This window comes from Glycomyces tritici (genome assembly GCF_030403505.1).
Genome location: NZ_JAUEMJ010000011.1, coordinates 136,482 through 157,819, shown reverse-complemented (window position 1 = coordinate 157,819; position 21,338 = coordinate 136,482). Strand labels below are relative to the sequence as shown.

Annotated in this window: 18 protein-coding genes and 2 pseudogenes; 13 read left to right on the top strand and 7 right to left on the bottom strand. The window is 68.3% G+C overall.

The annotated features are described in order from the left end of the window. Positions 1 to 7 precede the first annotated feature (7 nt). On the top strand, positions 8 to 529 hold the full coding sequence (locus QWI33_RS25760; protein WP_289959714.1) for a flavodoxin family protein: 522 nt from the start codon (positions 8 to 10) through the stop codon (positions 527 to 529). 14 nt (positions 530 to 543) lie between these two features. On the opposite strand, the gene QWI33_RS25755 is transcribed toward QWI33_RS25760, so the two are convergent. After that, positions 544 to 987: a universal stress protein gene (locus tag QWI33_RS25755; protein WP_435367606.1), complete on the bottom strand. Its 444-nt coding sequence runs from the start codon at positions 985 to 987 to the stop codon at positions 544 to 546. A gap of 40 nt (positions 988 to 1,027) precedes the next feature. Next, positions 1,028 to 1,441: pseudogene (locus QWI33_RS29515) on the bottom strand (universal stress protein); the annotation flags it as partial. A 349-nt stretch (positions 1,442 to 1,790) separates the two neighbouring features. Here QWI33_RS29515 and QWI33_RS25745 point away from each other — a divergent pair. Both QWI33_RS25745 and QWI33_RS25740 read left to right on the top strand, forming a co-directional pair. Next, the gene (locus QWI33_RS25745) at positions 1,791 to 2,207 is read left to right on the top strand and encodes a pyridoxamine 5'-phosphate oxidase family protein (RefSeq protein WP_289959711.1); all 417 of its coding nucleotides are present in this window, start codon (positions 1,791 to 1,793) and stop codon (positions 2,205 to 2,207) included. Continuing rightward, positions 2,204 to 2,406, top strand: a pseudogene (locus QWI33_RS25740) (hypothetical protein); the annotation flags it as partial. The gene QWI33_RS25745 and the pseudogene QWI33_RS25740, both read left to right, overlap by 4 nt. Before the next feature lie 15 nt (positions 2,407 to 2,421). On the opposite strand, the gene QWI33_RS25735 reads toward QWI33_RS25740, so the two are convergent. After that, the gene (locus tag QWI33_RS25735) at positions 2,422 to 5,310 is read right to left on the bottom strand and encodes a glycoside hydrolase family 2 TIM barrel-domain containing protein (RefSeq protein ID WP_289959709.1); all 2,889 of its coding nucleotides are present in this window, start codon (positions 5,308 to 5,310) and stop codon (positions 2,422 to 2,424) included. A gap of 933 nt (positions 5,311 to 6,243) precedes the next feature. Between QWI33_RS25735 and QWI33_RS25730 the strand changes: the two genes are divergently transcribed. Continuing rightward, positions 6,244 to 8,298, top strand: coding sequence for a cellulase family glycosylhydrolase (locus tag QWI33_RS25730; protein WP_289959708.1), 2,055 nt, complete (start codon positions 6,244 to 6,246; stop codon positions 8,296 to 8,298). Positions 8,299 to 8,469: 171 nt separating this feature from the next. Here the strand turns inward: QWI33_RS25730 and QWI33_RS25725 are convergent, their stop codons facing one another. Next, complete coding sequence (locus QWI33_RS25725; RefSeq protein WP_289959707.1) at positions 8,470 to 8,784, bottom strand: ArsR/SmtB family transcription factor; 315 nt, start codon at positions 8,782 to 8,784, stop codon at positions 8,470 to 8,472. A 63-nt stretch (positions 8,785 to 8,847) separates the two neighbouring features. On the opposite strand from QWI33_RS25725, the gene QWI33_RS25720 reads away from it, so the two are divergent. Continuing rightward, a complete protein-coding gene (locus tag QWI33_RS25720; RefSeq protein ID WP_289959706.1) occupies positions 8,848 to 9,918 on the top strand; it encodes a flavin-containing monooxygenase in 1,071 nt (356 codons plus the stop codon). 106 nt (positions 9,919 to 10,024) lie between these two features. On the opposite strand, the gene QWI33_RS25715 is transcribed toward QWI33_RS25720, so the two are convergent. Both QWI33_RS25715 and QWI33_RS25710 read right to left on the bottom strand, forming a co-directional pair. After that, entirely contained in the window at positions 10,025 to 10,516 is a 492-nt protein-coding gene (locus QWI33_RS25715) for an SAM-dependent methyltransferase (protein ID WP_289959705.1), read from the bottom strand. Further along, positions 10,513 to 11,175 (bottom strand): TetR/AcrR family transcriptional regulator, encoded by a 663-nt coding sequence (locus QWI33_RS25710; RefSeq protein ID WP_289959704.1) that lies wholly within the window; start codon positions 11,173 to 11,175, stop codon positions 10,513 to 10,515. The genes QWI33_RS25715 and QWI33_RS25710 overlap by 4 nt, the downstream gene beginning before the upstream one ends. Before the next feature lie 68 nt (positions 11,176 to 11,243). On the opposite strand from QWI33_RS25710, the gene QWI33_RS25705 reads away from it, so the two are divergent. From QWI33_RS25705 to QWI33_RS25680, 6 genes are all read left to right on the top strand, one after another. Further along, a complete protein-coding gene (locus QWI33_RS25705) occupies positions 11,244 to 11,618 on the top strand; it encodes a DoxX family protein (protein WP_289959703.1) in 375 nt (124 codons plus the stop codon). Between the two features lie 40 nt (positions 11,619 to 11,658). Next, entirely contained in the window at positions 11,659 to 11,949 is a 291-nt protein-coding gene (locus QWI33_RS25700) for a hypothetical protein (RefSeq protein WP_289959702.1), read from the top strand. Between the two features lie 52 nt (positions 11,950 to 12,001). Next, positions 12,002 to 12,943: an ABC transporter ATP-binding protein gene (locus QWI33_RS25695; protein WP_289959701.1), complete on the top strand. Its 942-nt coding sequence runs from the start codon at positions 12,002 to 12,004 to the stop codon at positions 12,941 to 12,943. Next, positions 12,936 to 13,760, top strand: a complete 825-nt coding sequence (locus QWI33_RS25690; protein ID WP_289959700.1) for an ABC transporter permease — start codon at positions 12,936 to 12,938, stop codon at positions 13,758 to 13,760. The genes QWI33_RS25695 and QWI33_RS25690 overlap by 8 nt, the downstream gene beginning before the upstream one ends. Before the next feature lie 11 nt (positions 13,761 to 13,771). Next, positions 13,772 to 14,605 (top strand): ABC transporter permease, encoded by an 834-nt coding sequence (locus QWI33_RS25685; protein ID WP_289959699.1) that lies wholly within the window; start codon positions 13,772 to 13,774, stop codon positions 14,603 to 14,605. Between the two features lie 489 nt (positions 14,606 to 15,094). Continuing rightward, positions 15,095 to 15,322 (top strand): hypothetical protein, encoded by a 228-nt coding sequence (locus tag QWI33_RS25680; RefSeq protein WP_289959698.1) that lies wholly within the window; start codon positions 15,095 to 15,097, stop codon positions 15,320 to 15,322. A 145-nt stretch (positions 15,323 to 15,467) separates the two neighbouring features. Here the strand turns inward: QWI33_RS25680 and QWI33_RS25675 are convergent, their stop codons facing one another. Next, on the bottom strand, positions 15,468 to 16,970 hold the full coding sequence (locus tag QWI33_RS25675) for a cellulase family glycosylhydrolase (protein ID WP_289959697.1): 1,503 nt from the start codon (positions 16,968 to 16,970) through the stop codon (positions 15,468 to 15,470). A gap of 169 nt (positions 16,971 to 17,139) precedes the next feature. Between QWI33_RS25675 and QWI33_RS25670 the strand changes: the two genes are divergently transcribed. Together QWI33_RS25670 and QWI33_RS25665 are read left to right on the top strand one after the other, a co-directional pair. Beyond that, a complete protein-coding gene (locus QWI33_RS25670) occupies positions 17,140 to 18,420 on the top strand; it encodes an ROK family transcriptional regulator (protein WP_289959696.1) in 1,281 nt (426 codons plus the stop codon). A gap of 112 nt (positions 18,421 to 18,532) precedes the next feature. Then, positions 18,533 to 21,304 (top strand): DUF5005 domain-containing protein, encoded by a 2,772-nt coding sequence (locus tag QWI33_RS25665; protein WP_289959695.1) that lies wholly within the window; start codon positions 18,533 to 18,535, stop codon positions 21,302 to 21,304. The last annotated feature ends 34 nt before the right edge of the window (positions 21,305 to 21,338 follow it).

Below are 21,338 nucleotides of genomic sequence, written 5' to 3'. Positions count from 1 at the left end.
GGTCGCCATGCGAGCCGCAGTGATCTACGAATCGATGTTCGGCAACACGAGGACCGTCGCCGAAGCCCTTTCGGAGGAACTCGCGAAGCACATGGAGGTCGAGCTCTACGAAGCCGGCGAGGCACCGGCGTCAATCGACGCCTCCATCGGCCTGGTGGTGCTCGGCGCCCCTACACACGGGTTCACGTTGAGCCGCCCGTCTTCACGCCAAGAGGCCGCAGGCATGACGCCGGACGAACTGGTCTCCACCGGGATCGGCGTCCGGGAATGGCTTGAGGCGGCCAAAGCCGCCCCCGGCACGCGGGCGGCCGCCTTCGACACACGGATCAGCCACGTGCCCGGGTCCGCTGCTCGCGCCGCGACCCGCAGGCTGCGCCGCAGCGGCTTCGCGATCATCGCGCGCCCTGCGAGCTTCATGGTCGAGAAGACCCTCGGACCACTGGTACCGGGTCAGCTCGACCGCGTCCGCTCTTGGGCGACTGCGATCGCAGCGGCGGCGCACTCGACGAGTGGCCCCGCAGAGGGCTGAGGCCGCTCGTGTGCTCATGCCCTGTCGTGGACGACGACGACGGGACAGGTCGCGTGGTGGACGCAGTGATTGCTCACCGAGCCGAGCAGTGCCCCTGCGAACCCGCCGTGGCCTCGGCTGCCCACGACGAGGAGGTCGGCGCTTCGGGCCTGGGCGAGCAGGATCTCGGCCGGGTGCCCTTCAAGGACCCGCTGCTCGACGGGCACCTGCGGCCACGGTGCTGAAGCGGGCGCGACGATCGCCTCCAGCGAAACCCTCGCCTCGTCCGCCCAGTCCACACCCTGCGCTACGAGCGCCCCGGTCCCGTAGCCGGTCGGCGCCCGCCAGGCCAGCACGGCCACGACCTTCAAGCCGGTGGCATCGGCCTGCCGCAACGCCCAGTCCAGGGCCCGTCGCGACGAAGGCGAACCGTCCACCCCGACCACGATGCCTCCTTGGCGTCGCACACGATCCGACATGGCTTCCACTTCCTCGCTGTAACCCGGCCTGCTCTTGTCCGTCGCGGATGACGACGACGGGGCAGGCCGCGTGATGGATGCAGTGCTGGCTGACCGACCCGAGCAGCGAGCGGGCGAACCCGCCGTAGCCGCGGTCGCCGACCACGAGCAGATCCGCGCCCTCTGCCCTGCCGAGCAGGACGCTGGCAGGATCGCCAAGCACGACCAGACGGTGGACCGTCACCCCGGAATCAGCGGCTGTGGCGTGCTCGATGGCGTCGGCCAGCGCAGTCCCTGCTTCAGCGGCGATGTCCTCCCCGGGCAGTAGCGCCACGGGCGCTCCGAAACTGATCGGGAACTGCCAAGCGTGAACCGCCTCGACTTCAGCCCCGGTCGCTTTCGCCTGCTTCAGCGCCCAGCGAAAGGCCGCGATCGACGACGGCGAGCCGTCAATGCCCACTACAACGCGTGACATCGGCAGTGCCCCCTCGATCTCCGTCCTCGGCTCCAGTCTGTCCGCAATCCTGAGGTGAAGCTGCGAATTGGCATCCTTGCCCAGTACGGCTCCTGATGCGGCTCGTCGCAATGACGCAGGCGTTCCCAACTGGGATATGCGGACGGCTGCGAACGCCCAACAATCGCGCCCTGATTGATGCCCGGGCATGCGATCGAACGTTCGACGGCCTGCCACCCGGAACCTTGATACGGTCGAATCACGAAGGGCCGGCCTGCCCTTGCGTGCCTGGCCGGTTCCCGGCCAGTCGCGACTTCGGAGACCGCATCCGCTCGGTCGCGGTGTTTCCAGATCGTCGCGAAGGAAAGCAATGGAGAGCCAGCGAGTCCCCGTCGAACTCGACCCGAAGCTCGCGCTCGAACTGCTCGGCCGTGCCGGGTTCGGGCGCGTCGCCTTCCTCTCCGATGGCGTCCCCACCATTCGGCCGCTCAACCACGTCGTGCTCGACGGCCGCATCATCATCTACACGCGACACACCTCCGCGCTCGGACGGGCGATAAGGCATCAAGCGGACTCGCGGGTGACCTATCAGGCCGATGAGATCGAGCCGCGCACCCGGCTCGGCTGGAGCGTGCTCGTCACGGGCACCGCCACCGACATCTCACGCGATCCCCACGCAGAGCAGCTCGCGTTGCAGGTCCAGTCCTGGATGAAGCACCCCTTGGACATGGTCATCGCCATCGAACCGCAAGCAGTGACGGGCCTGCGTCTCACGACGGGGAGCTGACCTCGCTGGACGACGAGACATACGCAGCCATCACGAGCTCGGTCGCGAGTCTGCGCGCCGCCCCTTGATGGCGGTCTACGGGCTCGCCGCGGTCTTCCTGTACCAGCTGCCGACCTCGCTCGTGTCGGTCGAGCTGGACTCAGGCTGGAACGGCGGCGTCTACAAGTGGGTCAGCGAGGGGATCTCGGCGCCGATCGGCGCCGGCGCTCGGCGATCATCCAGCCGCTCGGCCAAGACCGGGGCGGTCGCAGACTGATCGGTCGCTGCCCGCCTCGAAGCCGACCGTGAACATTGTCGTCCGCGCTTCCAGACGGTGCTCGGGCTCGACCTCCACGCCTCCCGACGACGTGCCCATCCCGTGCAGGGCCGCATCGACGTTGACGTACAGCTCGCCTCGTTCGACGAGTTCGTGCGGGTGCCGCGCCGCGTCCAGGTCCTCGCTCGTCCACGGCCGCACCGTGAACGCGAACGACGGTGCGCCGATGAAGCTGAGCGTGCGGCCGCCGCCGGACAGCGTCGCCCAGCGCACGTCGATGCGGGAGCCGTTCTCCTGCGGGAACATGTACGGGGTCTGCATTCGGGCGACAGTGGACTGGAACCTGCCGACGCGGGCGGCCGCGCGGGTGTCGGCGTAGGCCTCGCCGGGCCCGCCGCCGAACCATTCGACCTCGTTGAGGGCCTTCGGTACCGCGAGCCGCAGGCCCAGGCGTGGCAGCGGCGCCTCCCACTTGCCCTCCGGCGCCACTGCCACGGTGAGCCAGAGCCGTGCCGGCACCGCCGCGTCGGCGCGCCAGCGGTACACGGCGCCGATCGCGGTGTCCGCGCCCGCCGCGGCGACTCGCGTGGTGACGACGAGCCCGTCGGAGTCCGCCTCGACGGCGAGCGTCTTATGCTCCAGCCGGTCAAGTGCGAGGTCGCGGCTCCGCCACTGGGCTGCCAGGCCGGTGCCGAACCAGGAGATCCGGTCGTTGTCGGTCGGCGCCCGCCAGAGGTCCAGGCGTGGTCCGGTCATCTCGATGCCGCCCAAAGAGGTCAGGCGACCGAAGCCGTCGAAGACGGCCCCGCCGAGCATGCACCTGTCCGCGGCGGCAACGGGCGCGGGGCCCGGGCCGTCTACGACCGGCACCGGCGCCGCCGACAGCGCCGTCTGGCCCCAAGCGAGCTCGAATCCGGTTTCGCCCCATGCGTTGTCGGCGGCGAGACGTGCGCTCACGGTCAACCATCGCTCGCCCTCGGACGGCGATGCGATGGCCTTCGCGAGCGCTTCGGGCCAGTCCGCGACGACCGCCGCCCCGGCCGTCGCGACCGGCACTTCGAGCACGCCGCTCGCGACCTGCTCGCCGTCGTCCTCGATCCGCCATTCGAAGCGCAGATGCGCGGTGTCGATGAAGTCGTAGCCGTTCGCGACCGACACGGTCGCGGTCTCGGCGTTGATGCGGATCTTGACCGGTTCGACGACCTTCTTGTACTCGATGAGGCCGGGGGAGGGGGTGCGGTCGGGGAAGACCAGCCCGTCGGCGATGACGCTGCCATCGTGGAGCTGTTCGCCGAAGTCGCCGCCGTAGGCGAACCATTCGCGGCCGTCCTCGGTGCGCCTGCGCACGCCCTTGTCGATCCACTCCCACACGAATCCGCCTTGGAGGCGAGGGTACCGCTCGAACAGGCGCTGGTACTCGCTCAGGCCGCCGGGGCCGTTGCCCATGGCGAAGGCGTACTCGCACAGGATGAACGGCAGGCTCCGGCGGCGTTCGTCGTTCGCCGGGTCGTCGCATCGGTCTTCTTCGCGGCGGCCGATGCGCTCGAGATCGGCGTGCCCGACGTACATCTGGCTGTAGACATCGGCATAGCGGCACTGGAGGTCGCATTCGTAGTGGAGCGGTCGGCTCGCGTCGCGTTCCTTGGCCCAAGCTGCCATCGCGTCGAGGTTCTGGCCTTCGCGGCATTCGTTGCCGAGGGACCACATGATCACGCTCGGGTGGTTCTTGTCGCGCTCGACCATGCGCGTCATGCGGTCGAGGAGCGCGTCGCGCCAGACGGGGTCCTTCGCCGGGTTGTCGCGCCAGGTGCTGGCGTCGAAGCCGTGGGTTTCGAGGTCGCATTCGTCGATGACCCAGACGCCGAGTTCGTCGCAGAGGTCGAGGAAGCGGCGGTCGGGCGGGTAGTGGCTGGTGCGGACGGCGTTGACGTTGTGCCGCTTCATGAGTTCGAGGTCGTGGCGCATGGTCTCGACGGTGAGGGTCCGGCCGGTGTCGGGGTCCCATTCGTGGCGGTTGACGCCGCGCAGGAGGATCGGCTTGCCGTTGACCTTGAGGACGCCGTCCTCGATCGTGACGGTGCGGAAGCCGATGCGCAGGCTCACGCGTTCGGTCTCGGTGGCGACGACGGCGTCGTACAGGCGTGGCGTTTCGGCGGTCCACGGTTCGACCGGGATGGTGGCGCTCTCGCCTGCGGCGATGTCGATGCCGAGTTCGGGCACGGTGACGCGGGCGTTCGCGGCGGTCTCCACGCGGAGGGTGCCGAGGCCGGTGGCGTGGTCGTAAGCAGCGTGCGCGAACACGTCGTCGATGCCGTTCTCGGGGCGGTGGACGAGGGCGACGGGCCGGAAGATCCCCGAAAGCCACCACATGTCCTGGTCCTCCAGATAGGAGCCCGCCGACCACTGGTGGACCCGAACCGCCACGGTGTTCTCACCCGCCACCAGATGCTCGGTCGCGTCGAACTCGGTCGGCAGCCGCGAACCCTTGCCGTCACCTAGGCGAATGCCGTTGATCCACACCGCGAACGCCGAATCGACGCCCTCGAACCGCATCACGGCGCGCCCGCTCTCGAGCCACCCGTCAGGCAGCTCGAACGTCCGCCGGTACTCACCGGTCGGGTTCGCCTCGGACACCCGCGGCGGGTCGACCGGGAAGGGGTAGGCGATGTTGGTGTACTGCGGCTTCCCATACGGCGCTTCGCCATCCAGGTCGGTCATCTGCCACATCGACGGAACGGCGAGAACCGCCCAGCCGCTCGCGTCGAAGCCGGGCGCTTCGAAACCCTCGGTGAGGTCGTGCAGGCCGGCGCACCAGCGGAACCGCCAGTCGCCGTCGAGGGAGAGCACCGGCGCATCGGTATCGAGCGCAGCTCGCGGCGCCAGTCGCCCGCTCCCTGGATCGACGCTTTCAACGAACGCGGTGCCGAATCGGTCGGCCGACGCGAGAGCAAAGCCAGTCACCGGTCGAACGTAGCTAGTCCGCCCGCTGACGCAGTTGGCGGAATTCACCGAGTAGTGGTCAATTCTCCCCGAGTGCTCACGCTTCGGACGCGCGCGAGATCGCTTTGAAGCGCCACAATGCGAAAGCCGCTCCGCAGGGCGCGGGGCGGCTTTCGCGCTGACGTAACGGAGCGACCGCTGCTGGTTCGACGCGCCGTGGCGGTCCCGATGACCGGGGCTGTGCCGTTGACGCTGTCGCCCTCGCAGGTGTCCTAGCCCTTGCGCGCGGAGCCGGGGAGACGGCGCATCGTTGGGCGCGAGGGTCCACCGCTGACCCCGCCATGACTCGCGCTCGGCGGCCTACGCCTGTCCGGCTCGGTGCTCGCCGACGTCGGCGGCTCCCGCTCCTCGCGCCTGGGGGAGCGCTCGTCCTCGATATCACGGGCCAAACCTGAACCGATCGACGTTCACCGCTTTGGCGACACGCCTGCACCGGCGGCGACCGTCCGCGCCCGCGGCATGCCCGATCTGGACGGGCAGCGGGGGAACGGTGTACCTGCCGCCCACCCACTCCTTTGTGAAGAGAGAGAACCAACCACCGGTCACATGCTGCAGCCTGAAGAGGTTGGCCGCCAAAATTATGGCGACGGCGTCAAATTATGTCCCCAATGTCGACTTGAGTCCCCACGGGGTCATGCGGCGAGCGCTTACTTGGTTCTGTTCGTTGACAAACTCATCGGCGGTTGAGTACCGTACTCGAAATCGAGCAGGAATCTACATGCCTCGATGCTTCCGAACCCCCCTTTCTTTATGAATCCCTTCTCCTGCAAGGAGTCCCGAATGAGTCCAACCACTGTCCGTAGACGGCTGCGCCTCGGCGTGATCGCCACGGCCGCCGTCACCGCCATGACGGCCGGTCTGGTCGGCGCGGTCAGCGCCCAAGCAGCCCAAGGCTGCGAGGTCGAATACGAGGTCACCGGCGAATGGCCCGGTGGTTTCATCGCCGATGTCGAGGTCACCAACCTCGGTGAGGCGGTGGACGGCTGGAGCCTCGAGTGGTCCTGGCCCGACGGTCAGCGCGTCACGAACATGTGGAACGCGAAGCACACCCCCTCGGGCGACGCCGTGAAGGCGGAGAACCTGGGCTACAACGCCAAGGTCGCCACCGGCGACTCGACTTCGTTCGGGTTCACCGGCTCCTGGTCCGGTGAGAACACCGACCCGACCGAGTTCCGCCTCAACGGCCGCCTCTGCGACGGCACCACCGGCGAGCCCACCGAGACCCCCACGGGCGGCCCGCAGGAGTGGGACAACGCCGTGGACCAGGTCGCGGACATGGAGCCGAGCACGAACATCGGCAACACCCTCGACGCGCTGGGCGGCGAGACCGCCTGGGGCAACCCGATGATCACCGAGGAACTGCTCCAGACCTACAAGGCTGAGGGGTACAACTCGATCCGCCTGCCCGTCACCTGGGACGAGTTCACCGGCCCGGGTCCGGACTACGCGATCGCGCCCGAGCGCATGGAGCGCGTCGCTCAGGTCGTGGACTGGGCCTTGGAGAACGACCTCCAGGTCATGATCAACCTCCACCACGACTCGTGGATGTGGCTCGACGAGCTGCCGAACGACCACGACAACGTGATGGCGAAGTTCGAGTCGATGTGGACGCAGATCGCGACCCGCTTCAAGGACTACCCGGAAGGGCTGTCGTTCGAGAGCAATAACGAACCGCAGTTCGCGGGCACCGAGAACGATGCGGGCGACCTGTACAACGAGGAGCTCAACCAGGTCTTCTACGACATCGTCCGCGGTTCCGGCGGCGGCAACGACGACCGTCTCCTGGTCCTGCCGACGCTGCACACCAACGCCGCGCAGGAGCGCCTCGACCCGGTCAAGGCCATGATCGACAGCCTCGACGACGACATGGTCGCCGCGACGATCCACTACTACGGGTTCTGGCCGTTCTCGGTGAACGTCGCCGGGTTCCCGACCTACGAGGAGCAGTCCCAGGCGGACCTCGCGGGCGCGTTCAAGCGTACGCACGACACCTTCACGGCGAACGGCATCCCGGTCATCGTGGGCGAGTGGGCGATCCTGAACTACGGCGTGACCGGTCCCCAGGTGGTCGAGTACGGGGAGATGCTGAAGTTCTTCGAGGACGTGCAGTTCCAGGCCCGTGAGTACCACTTCACGACGATGATCTGGGACGCGATCCAGTTCCTCAACCGCAACACCCTGGAGTGGCACGACCCGTACCTCCAGGACCGGATCTCCGCCAGCTGGACGACCCGCTCGGGTGCGACCTCGTTCGACCGGATCTACCTCGAGAAGGCCGGCACCATCGGCGACGTGTCGCAGACGCTGGACCTCAACGGCCTCGAGTTCGAGGGCGTGTGGGACGGGGACACGCAGCTCGTCGAGGGCACCGACTACACGCTCTCGGGTGACACGCTGACCTTCAAGGCCGCGACCCTCACCCGGCTCGCGGGCGACCGGGCCTACGGCACCAACGCCACCATCGAGGCCCGCTTCTCCGCGGGCGTCCCGTGGCGCATCAACATCATCACCTTCGACCAGGCCGTCCTCTCGGACGCGACCGGGACGGGCTCGCTCGTCATCCCGACGCAGTGGAATGGCGACCACATCGAGCAGATGGAGGCCCACTACGCGGACGGCTCGAACGCCGGCCCCGCCGAGTGGACCGCGTTCCAGGAGTCGCAGGTGAGCTGGCTGCCGGACTACATCAACGGCTCGATCACCGTTCCGAGCGCCTTCGTCAACGCGATCAGGGACGGCGAACCCGTCACGATCACGTACCACCTCTGGGGCGGCGAGTCGGTCGACTACACGGTCGTCAAGAACGGCACGACAGTGACCGGAACGGCCTCCTAGCGGCCGCACCCCCTTCAATCACAATGAGAACCGCCGACCCGGAGCAGCGGCTCCGGGTCGGCGGCCGTTCATGCCGGTTTCCCGTCGCGGGCTGCGAGCTTGTCGCGGACACCGGTCCGCCCCAGTGTGCTCCCGGGCGGGCGCTACCAGGTCTTGGCGCGGGCCGCGACGTCAGCAGCAGCCGTCGAGGAAGGCGCGGAGGCGGTCAAGCGCGGCACCGATCCGGGCCTTGTCCGCGCGGTAGTAGACCGTCTTCGCCTCCCGGCGGCTGGTGAGCAGCCCGCCGTCCTTGAGCTGTGCAAGTTGCTGTGAGGCGGTGGACTGGCCGATTCCCAACCGATCGGCCACCTCGCCGACGTTCAACTCGGCCCCACCGGCGAACAGGAGCATCACCTGCTGACGCGCCTCGCTCGCCAGGGCCTTCAAGAACCGGCCCGTCACCTCGTCGGGTACGGGCGGGACCGTTTCGCTCGGTGCAGTCGACATAGGTCCCAGTCTAACTTCATATCGTCATTTCGTGAAATCATGAAATGACGATATGATGCGATCATGGACCTCATCGACACCCTCGTCATCGGCGCCGGCCAGTCCGGCCTCGCCACCGCACGCGCCCTCCGCAGGCTGGGGGTGGAACCGGTCGTCCTCGAGGCCGGCGACGCCCCGACCGGTGCCTGGCCGAAGTACTACGAGTCGCTCACCCTGTTCTCCCCGGCCCGCTACTCCGCCCTGCCCGGCATGCCCTTCCCCGGCGACCCCGAGCGCTACCCCCGCCGCGATGAGGTCGTCGCCTACCTCGAGGGGTACGCCAAGCAGCTCGACGCCGACATCCGCACCGGCCACTGTGTTCGGGCACTCGAGCACCGTGACGGGGTCTTCACCGCTGAGCTTGCCGACGGCCGTGCCCTGCACGCCCGCACGGTCGTCGCCGCCACGGGCGGTTTCAGGAACCCCTACCGGCCCGCTCTGCCCGGACTCGCCTCCTTCTGCGGGACCGTCTTGCACGCCGCCGAATACCAGCGGCCCGAGCCCTTCGCCGGGCAGCGGGTCGTGGTCGTCGGCGGCGGCAACTCCGCGATCCAGATCGCCACGGAACTCGCCGAGCCGGCTCGCGTCACCGTCACCACCCGCGGGAAGCTCCGCTTCGCGCCCCAGCGGCCGCTCGGGCGAGACCTGCATTTCTGGTACACGATCACCGGTCTCGACGCGGCCCCCATCGGTCGCTTCCTCTCCCACCCGCCCACCGTTCCGGTCCTGGACACCGGCCGCTACCGCACCGCCATCGCCGCCGGGCGACTCGACCACCGGCCGATGTTCACCTCGTTGGAATCCAACCAAGTGCTCTGGAGCGATGGCACCAGCGAGCCCGTCGACGCGATCATCCTCGCCACCGGCTACCGACCCGCCCTCGACTACCTCACCGCACTCGAGGTCATCGACGCCGAAGGCCATCCCCGCCACCGGGGCGGACTCGCCACCGACCTGCCGGGTCTGGCGTTCGTCGGCCTCGAATGGCAGCGCAGCCTCTCATCGGCCAGCATCCGCGGCGTCGGCCACGACGCCGCCCGCATCGCCCGGCCTCTGGCCGCACTCGTATTGAACTCCCGCAAGGAAATCGGGTAGATCTGCGGTGCACGCCGGCTCCTCGGCCGCATCGCCTGCACCCCCATCGCGTTCCGAACCGGGCCGATCGTCCGCGCTACCGCGCTCATCACCGGGCCCGTCGCGATCAACCGCCGTCGTAGTATTCGCGCATGAGCTCATCGGCCCATGCCGGTTGTGCCACTGGGTCCCTCGGTGCGAACTCCCGCAGGTAGGGCTTGACGTCGAGGACCGGCGTGCCGGCGAGGGCGTCGAGGTCGGCGATGTGCAGGGTGAGGCCGTCGATCTTTACAAGACGGCAACGCGAGATTCCGATCCTGTTGGGGCGGAACGGACCTCGGTGCGCGAATACGCCGACGGGGGGCCAGGCGGGGTTGCCGCGGGCCGGTCGCGGTTCCAGGTGCAGATCCCGCTCCTCGACGCGGTCGAAGAGGAAGACGACTTCCAGGTGCGAAAATTCGTCCAGGCCCTGCGTCGCGGACGGCTCGAACCGATCCGCGTCGAGCCGGATGGTCGCTCCGACGCCCCGCCACCGGTCCTCGTGCCAGTCCTCGCGACCCCCCTCTACCCAGCCCACCGGCCGCATTGTCACCGGCCGCGGTTGCCGAGCGGCGCTCATCGCGTCGCCTCCGGCGGGTTTCCGGCCGGGGTCTCGCATAGTTGCGTCCGCAGATTCGCCAGGGTCCAGCCCCGCCACTGCTCGTTGCTCCAGCCTCGGGTCTGCACCATCACGAGGAACAGCTCAGGGCTCGTCAGCCCGTACAGGACGTCGGCTGCGTATTCGGCCCCGATGCCTTCTGCCGCATCGGGTTTAGTGACCAGCGCCCGCGCCGCCTCGGCGTTCACGGTGTAGCGGGGGTCCTCCTCGCTGCGCCACAGCTCGGCGAGTTCCGGATCGGTGGCCGCGGCGGACTCCGCCACCTTGAGGACCGGCGCGAGCCGGGCGAGTATGCCGGCGGTTCCGGCCGTGTACCGCTCCAGCAGCTCGGCGGCGCTCGGTGCGCCGACCGCGTCGTGGAACCACTGTCGCTCAAGGGTGGCGACCGGTTCATCGTCGCCTGCGATGACGACGTCCACCAGTTCCTTCATCAAGGTCCGCTTGTTCCCGAAGCTGAAGTAGATGGTCTGTACCGCGACCCCGGCGGCATCGGCGACGTCTTGGACGGTTGTCGCCCCGTAGCCGTGCTCGATGAACAGCCGCTCGGCCGCGGCGAGGATTCTGCGCCTGGTGAGGCGGGCCTTCTCAGCCCGCTTCCCAGTGCCCTTGACGATGCTCATGCCTAGAGTGTAATACTAGTGACGATCACTAGTGAACGACTCTAGTGAAATTCCGACAGGAGCCCCGCATGCACCTCGCACTCTGGATCACCGCCTCGCTCCTCGCCCTCGTCTTTCTCCTCGCCGGGACGCTCACCCTGTTCAGCGGCAAGGACAAGCTGCAATCCAGCGGCATGACCTGGGTAGAGGACTTCCCCAATGGAGTCGTCAAGGCCATCGGCGCCGTCGAGGTCCTCGGTGCGGCAGGCCTGATCCTGCCCGCCGTCCTCGACACCGCGACCGTGCTCGTCCCCATAGCCGCCGTCGGGGCCGCCGTTCTCATGGTCGGCGCCGCCATCACCCACGCCCGCCGCGGCGAGTTCGCCGCGATCGCCGTCAACGCCGTCCTGTTCGCGCTTGCCGCGTTCACCGCCTGGGGCCGCTTCGGCCTGGGCAACTTCTAACCGACCCTCCACGATGCCAACACAGACAAGGAGCGACCACATGTCCGCCATCACCGTCACCCGATTCACCGTCGACCCGGCCGACATCGACGCGCTGCGCGCCGAGCACACCGCCCTCGCCACCGCAGTGAAGGGAGCCGGCATCGGCCTTGAGGACGCCTGGCTCGGCCGCGTCAGTGAGACCGAATGGGCGGGCGTCTGGCGCTGGGATTCCCTTGCCAGCCTCCGGGCCGCGCGCGAAACCCCGCCCGCACCCGAACTCGCTCGCGCCGCGCTCGCCTTGGTCGAATCCCCGACCGTCGACGAGATCGAAGTCTTCGACGAGCACTGATCCCTCCCGGTCCCGGCCCGGACGGCCGGGACCCCTCCGAAAAGGAACCGCCATGCCAGTCCCCGCCATCGAGATCACCAACCTCGCCAAGCGATACGGCGAGGCCGGACCCCTCGCCGTGAACGACGTCTCCCTCACCGTCGAGTCCGGGTCCGTCATCGGATTCCTCGGCCCCAACGGCGCCGGCAAGACCACCACGATCAAGATCCTCGCCGGACTGCTCTCGGCGACCTCCGGCTCGGCGCGTCTCAACGGCTTCCACGTCGTCGATCAGCGCGCAAACGCCATGGCCCAGTTCGGCGCGGTCCTCGAAGGCTCGCGCAACGTCTACTGGACCCTCTCGTCCTGGCAGAACCTGATCTACTTCGGACGCCTCAAGGGCCTGCGCAAATCCGCCGCGACAGCCAGGGCCGAACGTCTGCTCACCGAGCTCGACCTGTGGGAACGGCGGCACCAGAAGGTCGGCGGCTTCTCCAGGGGCATGCAGCAGAAGGTCGCCATCGCCGCGGCGCTCATCGCCGACCCCGCCATCATCCTGCTCGACGAACCCACACTCGGCCTCGACGTCGCCGCCACCCGCACCGTCAAGAACTGGATCCGCACGCTCGCCCGCGACGAGGGCAAGACGATCCTGCTCACGACCCACCAGCTCGACGTCGTCGAGGAGCTCTGCGACCGCGTCGCGGTCGTCAGCTCGGGCCGAGTCGTCACCGACCTGCCGACCGGAACGCTGCTTTCCCAGTTCAGACAGCACGACCACTACGAGATCCGAGTCGAGGCGCGGGCCGAACCGGTCGCCCTGCCCGACGGGTTCACCGCCGTGCGCGGCGACGAGGACACCGTCGTCACCGGGCACGTGCAGGGCGGCGACGAGTTGTACGCGCTCATCGAGGCGCTCCGCGGCCAAGGGCTGCCGCTGCGGTCCCTCGTGCAGGTCCAGCCGAGCCTCGAAGAGGTCTTCCTCTCCCTGGTCGAGGAGCCGGTCCATGGTTGAGATCCGCACAGCGGTCCCTGTCGCGGGGGTCCGGATCGGGGCGGCCGTCCTGGCCGCCGAAGTCCGCAAGGGACTGGCCAACCAGCTCGCTCATCCGCTCGGTCACATTGTGACGCTTGCCATCAGCGTTCTGATGTACCTCGGCCTGCAGTACGTCATGGGCCAGGGCGAACTGCGCGCCGACCTGCTGCCCGCCACGCTGATCGCCATCGGCGCCTACTGGTTCCTCCAGTACTCAGGGCAGGTCATGGTCGCCGACCTCATCGAGGAGCAACGCAGCGGGACGTTCGCCGCCGCACTCATGTCGCCCGCACCCCCATGGGTGGCGATGATCGGCAGGCTCGCGACGGCGACGGTCTTCGCACTGCCCGTCGCGGTGCTCGCCTCGCTGGTTCCCGCTCTGGCAGTCGGGATCGACATTCCCTGGCGCTGGAGTGCGCTCATGCCGTACCTGCTGCTGGCGGCGAACATCCTGGCGTTCACGTTCCTCATGGCGGCCGTGGCGATCCGCAGCCCGGCGGTCGGATCGCTGCACTCACTGCTGACTTCACTGGTCCTGATGCTCAACGGCGCCTTCATGCCGCTGTCGCTCTACCCCGAGTGGATGGCCGCCGCCGCGCGGCTGCTGCCGACGACCCTCGCCATCGAATCGATCAACCGCGTGCTGTTCGACGGCGACTCGCTCGCCGCGGTCTGGAGGGAGGGCACGATGCCGCTTCTCATCGCCCACACCGCGATGCTCACCGCCCTCGGCGCCTGGCTGTTCCGTCGCAACCGACGGCTCGCCATCGCCGAGGGCCGCGTGGGCCAGTACTGAGAGGAAACGACATGACCACCATGGTCTCCGTCCCCGCCCTCGCCTCCGCGGGCTGGGCCAACGCCTTCGGCAACGAGGTCGGCAAGGGCCTGCGCGAACTGGCCGGCGGCTGGCGTGCCGTCGTCATCGAGATGATCACCTTCCCGCTGTTCTACCTCCTCATCGTCATGTTCATGGGGCGCGGCCACCTCCTTGAGGAGCTGCTGGTGCCGGTCCTGATAGGTCTGGTCGGACTCGCGTTCATCCACGAGCAGATCAACCGCATGTTCTGGAGCTACCTCGGGGACCTCCAGTCGGGCGTGCTCGAGCAGACGTATCTCACTCCGCTCCCCTCTGCCGCACTGATCCTGGGCCGCCAAGCGGCGGCGGTGATCGGCGCGCTGCCGGTGGTCGCCACCCTCCTGGTCACCGGCTTCATCGCGGTGACCGCGAAGGGTGGGACGTTCCCGTTCGAGCTGGGTGCGCTCATTCCGGCGGCGGCGATCGTGGTCGGCACTTGCGCACTGGCACTCGTGCTCTGCGGCCTGACACTGGTGTTCAAGCGGATCGAGAGCATCACCCAGGCGTCGATCGCGGTCTACGCGATCATCGGCGGCACCCTGGTGCCCCTGTCGGCACTCCCGGACTGGATCGCGTCGGCCAGCCGTGCCCTGATCCCGGTCGCGCCCGGCGTCGAGGCCGTCCGCGCCATGCTCCTGGACGGCGCACCATTGACCGAGCTCGACGCGGGTTGGGGCCTCGGCTGGATCCTGCTGCAGCCGGTCCTGCTCACCGGCCTCGGCATCTTCCTGTTCACCAGGCTTGAGCGCGTCGCGAAATCGCGCGGGACCCTAGGCCGCTACTGACGGCCCACCCCGGCCGCAAACCGATGAGATGCCGGGCAGGCCCGAACCGATCGGTGAACTGAATGAGAGCCGGCCGCCTGAAGGCCGGGTCGAGCAGGTGAACAGCGGCTCGACCCGGCCCGGGCGGCCACAGCCGCGCCTGGATCTCTTGCAGGTCAAGGCCGACCGCGAGGTCGTCGCACGATGGTTCGTTCCCGGCTCGACGCCTGGGGGGTACCGCACCGGTGCGAAACGGTTGATGTCGTTGACGCCCAGGTTCATTGACCTTTGTCGGTGCCAGACCGTTTCGGGCCCTGTTCGCGCCGGGCACGAACTTCAATGCCGTCGGCACCCACGCCACCACCGAAGGAAACTGGCGGTCATGGTCACCGCCTACACGGCGCTCGCGACGATCCTCATGGCCATGGCCCCTGGTGTATTGGCCGCTCCAGGCGTTCCCGTTCACGGCGGCCGCCGCGCAGGCGGTTCGGGCGGGCGAGCTGGACCCGGATGTGGCTGCAGCTCGAGCCCGGTGAGCACGAGCCGGTGGTGCGTGTCGCGTTGCCCCGGAAGCAGGTCGGCCCGCAGACGGTCGTCGACCTGGACAGCGCCGAGTACCGGCGGGTGATCCGCCTGGCGGCGGGAGAGACTCATCAGGAGATCCTGACCGCCGAGATCACCGCGGTCCCGCGACCCGATCGCCCGGAACTGGCTGCATTCCGCGCCTGCCTGCGTTGAACCGGCGAGGGCGCCGGCCTTGGTGTCGAGCTGGACGCCGCAATCGGTGTGAAACGAGAGTCTCCTGCTGAGTTCCGTCGTGGCACAACGGAACTCAGCAGGAGACTTTCTCAGTTCGTAAACTCGGCCTCAGCGTCTCGTCGGGTTACAGGTAGGGGCTCTGGGTGAGCAGGTGGCTCCTGTAGCCTTCACCGACGCCGGGCTCCGGGGTGCCGGCCCAGTCCTTGATGAGGACCGCGCCGCCGGTGCAGCCCCACGGGTTCCAGGTCCACGCCAGGTAGCCCATGCCATTCGCGTCGGCCCAGTCGACCAGCTCCTGCATGTAGTCGAACCCGCAGTCGTCCTGGCCGAACTCGCCGAGCACGACCGGCACCTCCTCCATCAGCGGGGCGATCTCACTGTCCCAGCAGGACTCGGTCACGCACCGGTTGAAGCTGTACGAGTGCCAGGACGCGGCGATGTTGTCCAGCGGGTCCTCCGGCATGTAGGCCAGCCATTCCCGCATGTCGTTGGTCCACTCGAGCCCGCTGACCATGAGTATGTTCGTGGCACCGGTGTCGCGGACCGCGTCGACGAGGTCCTGCATACCGGCCACCTCGTACCCGATGCCGGCGCAGGTGCCGCCGTCGCGCAGGCACTGCCAGCCCAACGTCTTGTCCCAGTTGCTGGCCATGTCCGGGTACGGCTCGTTGAACAGGTCGAAGACGACGGCGTCGTTGCCCTTGAAGGTGTCGGCGACGCCGGCCCAGAACTGCGGGGCGTACTGCGCGTCGGGCATCGGCTTCTGGCAGGTGGCGTGCACATCGGTGCAATGCCAGTCCGGTCCCGTGGTGTAGGCGCCCCAGGTCCAGTGCAGGTCGAGGATGACGTTGAGGCCGTTGGCGACCAGGAGATCGACGTACTCCTTGATGCCTTCCTGGTAGGCCGCGCCGCTGGGCGAGCCGTTGAGGCCGAGCCAGCACTCCTCGTTGAGCGGGAGGCGCACGGCGTGGATGTTCCAGGACTTCATGGCGTCGACGGACGCCTGGTCGACCGGGCCGGAGTCGAACAGGCCCTTGCCCTGCACGCACGCGAACTCGGCGGAGGACCGGTCCACGCCCAGCAGCCGGTACGGATCGCCGTCTTCGGTGACGATCTGGTTGCCGGAGACGCTGAGCTGCGGCGCCGGACCGGCCGGCGGGGTGGTGGTCGGGTCCTCGCTGGGGGTGGCGGTCGGGTCCCCGGTAGGTGTCGTCGAGCCGGTGCAGGGCGTGCCGTTGAGCGCGAAGGACGCCGGTTCGGGGTTGGCGTCGCGCCATGTGCCGACGAACCCGAGCGAAGTGGAGGCGTCGGTGCCCAGTGACCCGTTCCAGCTCATGCTGTCGGCGGAGACGCTGGTGCCGGATTGGGTCCAGGCGGCGCTCCAGCCCTGCGTGACCTTCTGGCCGGCGTTCGGGAAGTCGAAGGTCAGCGTCCAGTCGGACACCGCGTCACCGAGGTTGGTGACGTCCAGGTCGGCGCGGAACCCGCCCGGCCACTCGCTCTGCACGGTATAGGTGACCGTGCAGCCAGAGGTGGCCGCCGATGCGGGAAGGGTCGCCGTTGCCAAGCCGCCCAGTAGCAGTGCGCCGGCGGTGCCGGCGACCAACAGTATCTGACGATGTCGCATGTCAGCTCCTTGATTCTCGTGAGGGATGGGAGCGCTTCCGTTTTTCACCTTAGTTAGGCAGCCGAATAAAGTCAAGCATTCACATAGATCTATGCTTAGTGATCACCGTGCAGCCGATCGAGAAAGGGCGAGCAGGGCAGCCCGACCAAGGACAGCGAAGGAGGCACGCGTGGCGCTCAGCCCGACGTGGACAAGCAAATCAAGGACCAGGGGTCTGATCCTGGACGCCATCCGTGCGGCCCGCACGATCAGCCGGGTGGAGCTCGCGGGAGCGACGGGTCTCACCGGCGCCACGATCTCCGATCTCGTGCGGGAGCTCATCGACGAGGGATTGGTCGTCGAGGCCGGCCGAGGTGCGCCCACCGGCGGCAAGCCGCGCACGCTGGTGCAGCTCGACCCCAGGGCCCGCTACAGCGTCGGCGTCCAGATGGAGCGCAACACCTGCGTCATCGTCATCGTCGACCTGGCCGGCCGGCCGGTGGCCCGGACTTCGTTCCATGGTGTGGCGTCGATGCCGCCGGACCAGGCACTGCCGATTATCGCCTCGCAGGTGGACGATCTGCTGGCCACGGCCGCCGTCGACCGCGACCGGGTGCTGGGGGTCGGGCTGGTCAGCTACGGCCCGCAGGACCGCCGAGCGGGGGTCCTGTTGAGCCCGCAGCCCTCCGAGCCATGGCTCGAATACCCGGTCGCGGAGCGACTCGCGCAGAGCCTCGGCCTGCCCGTGCTGCTCGACAACGACGCCGCGGCCGCCGCGATCGGCGAATACTGGCTGGGCGCGGTCGACCGACGAAGCACCTACGGCTGCATCTACATGGCCAGCGGAATCGGCGGCGGGATCGTGGTCGCCGGCGAGGTATACCGAGGCAGCTCCTCCAACAGCGTAGAACTCGGCCATATGTCGATCGACGTCAACGGCGAAGAGTGCCCATGCGGCAACGTCGGCTGCCTGGAGAACTTCGCCGGCCCGGCAGCCCTGGTCCGGCAGGCCGCTGCCACGCCCGCGCTGGCCGAGCGACTGGCGCCCGACCCCGACTCCGCCGACTTCCTCACCGAGTTCGCGCGGATCGCGGCAGCTGCCGACGCCGGCGATCCGGCCGCCCGTGAGCTCATCGAGCGGTCGGCCCGCTACCTCGGTGCCGCCGCCGTCACCATGACCATCCTCTTCGATGTGGACGCGATCGTCCTGGCCGGTCCGAGCTTCGCGGTAGCGGGCTCCGTCTACCCGACCGTGATCCAGGAGGAAGTAGACCGCCGCACCGTCACCTGGCGGACGCATCCGGTGCGGGTGACGCCGTCGGTCAACGGCCCCGACGCAGCGGCGATCGGCGCAGCGGCCCTCGTGCTGCAAAGCGAGCTGACCCACGGCCCGACTCGGACTGCGGAGGGGAGGGGTGCCGGCGTCCATGCCCGACCGGTGGTCGGCGGGCGCGGAATTCTCCTCCACTGAGCTCTATCCGAATGCGGCGATCGCTGCCATACTCATTGGTATCGATACCATCGGACGGAGGACAGTCTTGAGAAGACTTCCGATCGCTTGCGCTACAGCGGTATTCGTCAGCATGCTGGTCATCCAGCCCACCCAGGCCCTCCCACCGGAATCGGCCCCTGAGACCACCCCCCATGCCGAGGTGGAGACCGAGGAGCTCCAGCAGCAGGGCGTCCCCGAACCCCAGCCGTTCGACCAGGCCGCCTTCGACGCGTTCACCGACGACGGCGACGCCGAGTTCGGCCCGTACGAAGCGGACTCGGCGCGGGCCGCCGAGAGCAGCGCCGTGCGCCAGGAGATCACCGCCGAGTCGCTCGACATGGAGCCGTTCGCCATGGAGGACGCCGCCACCGCGGCCGCCGACGACTGCGCCTCCTCCTACAACTACAACTTCCACGACTACGAGTGCCAGGCGTTCGCCGGCGACTTCGTGTTCCTCTACGACGTCAAGGACAACCCGGGCGACACCCGCGGCGTCCCCGCGGCCGCCGGCGCCAACGGCCGCGCGACCGCCGTGGTCGACATGATCAACGCCATCGACGAGGCCCAGTCGGCCTACCGCTCGATGGGCTACGAGGTCGACCCCGGCAGCGGCCCCTGGGCGGTCATCGTGGGGCTCAACGACACCCAGGAGGGCTGGTTCAACGGCGGCGCGTTCACGCTCCCGTTCGGCGCCAACAGCCAGCCGATGATCATCCTGCCCTCCGACCCGGGCCTGTACGACAGCGACAACTACGACTACCTGCCCCGGCACGAGTTCTTCCACATCGTCCAGTACCAGTACTGGGACGACACCGGCGACATCGGCTGGGCCTACGTGCGCGACTGGATGGGCGGCAGCGACTTCAAGACGATGAACTGGTGGATGGAGTCGACCGCCGAGTGGGCCAGCCTCATGTCCTACCGCCTCCAGCCGTACGACCCGCGGAACCCGACCGCGGCGAAGATGTACGCCCACGCGCTCCCCGAGTTCCTCGGCGACCCCGGCAGGGCGCTCAACGCCGCCGAGGAGCTCGGCAGCTCGCGCCAGTACAGCACGTTCCTATTGGCGTTCTACATGAACGAGACCACCGGCAGCATGAACGCGGTCCGCAAGACCTGGGAGCACATCCGCGCCCACGACTCGACGCCGATCACCGCGATCAAGGCCGTCCTCACCGGTTACGGCCTCGACATCCCTTCCACACTGCTCGGCTTCTCCGTGGCGAACTACCGCCTCGCAGAGGAGCAGGGCGGCGCACCGCCGAACCCCATGGCCGGGTACGGGTACGCCGACGAGGAGCGCACCGTGTGGCGCGACGAGCTCATGGGCGACAACCGCACCGACGACCACGTCCTCGGCGAGTACCGCCCGGCCCGCACCACCCGCGCCGTCCCCATGGGCACCCAGGAGACTTACGCGGCCGACATCGAACCGGGCGGCTCCGCCTACTTCGACTTCTCCGCCATGCAGAACTCCGGCGACCCCACCGACGGCTACCGGTCCAAGCTCACCATCGCGGCCGAGGACCGCGACGACCTCGAGTACGTGGCCATGGTCTGGTCCCCCCAGGGCAGCCCCGGCACCCTCGCCGAGTACCCGACCGCCGCACGCGCGGTCTACCCCGACGCGAACAACGTCATCACCGTCAACGACTACGCGTACCCGATGGTCGTCACCCTCATCGCCACCCGCACCGACCTGCAGACCAACTCCGTCGAAGCCGACGGCGACGGCCGCGAGTACCGGTTCCGCGTCGTGTCCCTGGTCCCGCTCGACAGCCCGTCGTGCAACCTCTCCAACCTGAACGTCAGCAACCTCCAGGACGACGGCGTGGCACCCGAGCAGCAGTTCCTCGACTACGCCGAGACCACTCCGAACGGCTGGACCGGAGGGGACTCCACCTATTCGGTGCGACTGCCCGACGGCGACCTGCTGTGGCTGTTCTCCGACACGTTCCTCGGGCCGCTCAACGACGACGGCACCAGACCGGTCACCGCGCCGCTCATCAACAGCACCTTCGTCAGACAGGACGGCGGCAGCTTCTCGACCATCCAGGGCGGCACCACCGCCAACCCTGAGGCGATCATGCCGCCGCCCGAGGCCAACCACTGGTACTGGCTCGGCGACGGCATGATCTCCCGCCAGAACGGCACCGACTACCTGCAAGTGGTCTACCAGGAGTACCTGCGGTTCGGCAGCGGCGACTGGGACTGGCGGTTCGACCAGAACGTCGTCGCGACCTTCTCCTTGTCGAACCTGAGCGACCCGATCAGCGTCGAGGCCCTGCCCTCCCAGGCCGGAGCCTGGGGCTCGGCGCTCCTGCCGGCAAGCCAGTCCGGGGACGGCTACACCTACATCTACGGACTCGCCGACGCGCCCACGAACAAGAAGCAGCGCATCGCCCGCGTCCATGGCTCCGACCTCGGGGCGATTGCGAAGTGGCAGTACTGGACCGCGAACGGCTGGACCGCCTACGAATCCGACACCGGCATCGGCCTCAACGGCATCGCCAACGAGTACTCGGTGACCAAGTGGAACGGCCAGTACCTCCTGGTCAGCCAGGACTCCACGGTCGGGTTCAGCAACAAGGTGTATGCCTACACCTCGTGCTCGCCGGCCGGGCCCTTCACCAACCAGAGCCTGGTCTACCAGATGCCGGAGACCGGCATGTTCGGCGTCCCGTACTACGACGAGCGGATCTTCGCCTACAACCCGCACATCCACGCGACGCTGAGTTCAGGCAATCGATTCGTCATGTCGTACAACGTCAACACCTTCGACAGTCGAATGACCGCCGAGGGGTCCCACTACACGGACCCGAGCATCTACAAGCCACGGTTCATCAGCTTCACCCTGAATTAGGAAGTCGCAAGGCGAACCAGCCGGATCGCTCGGT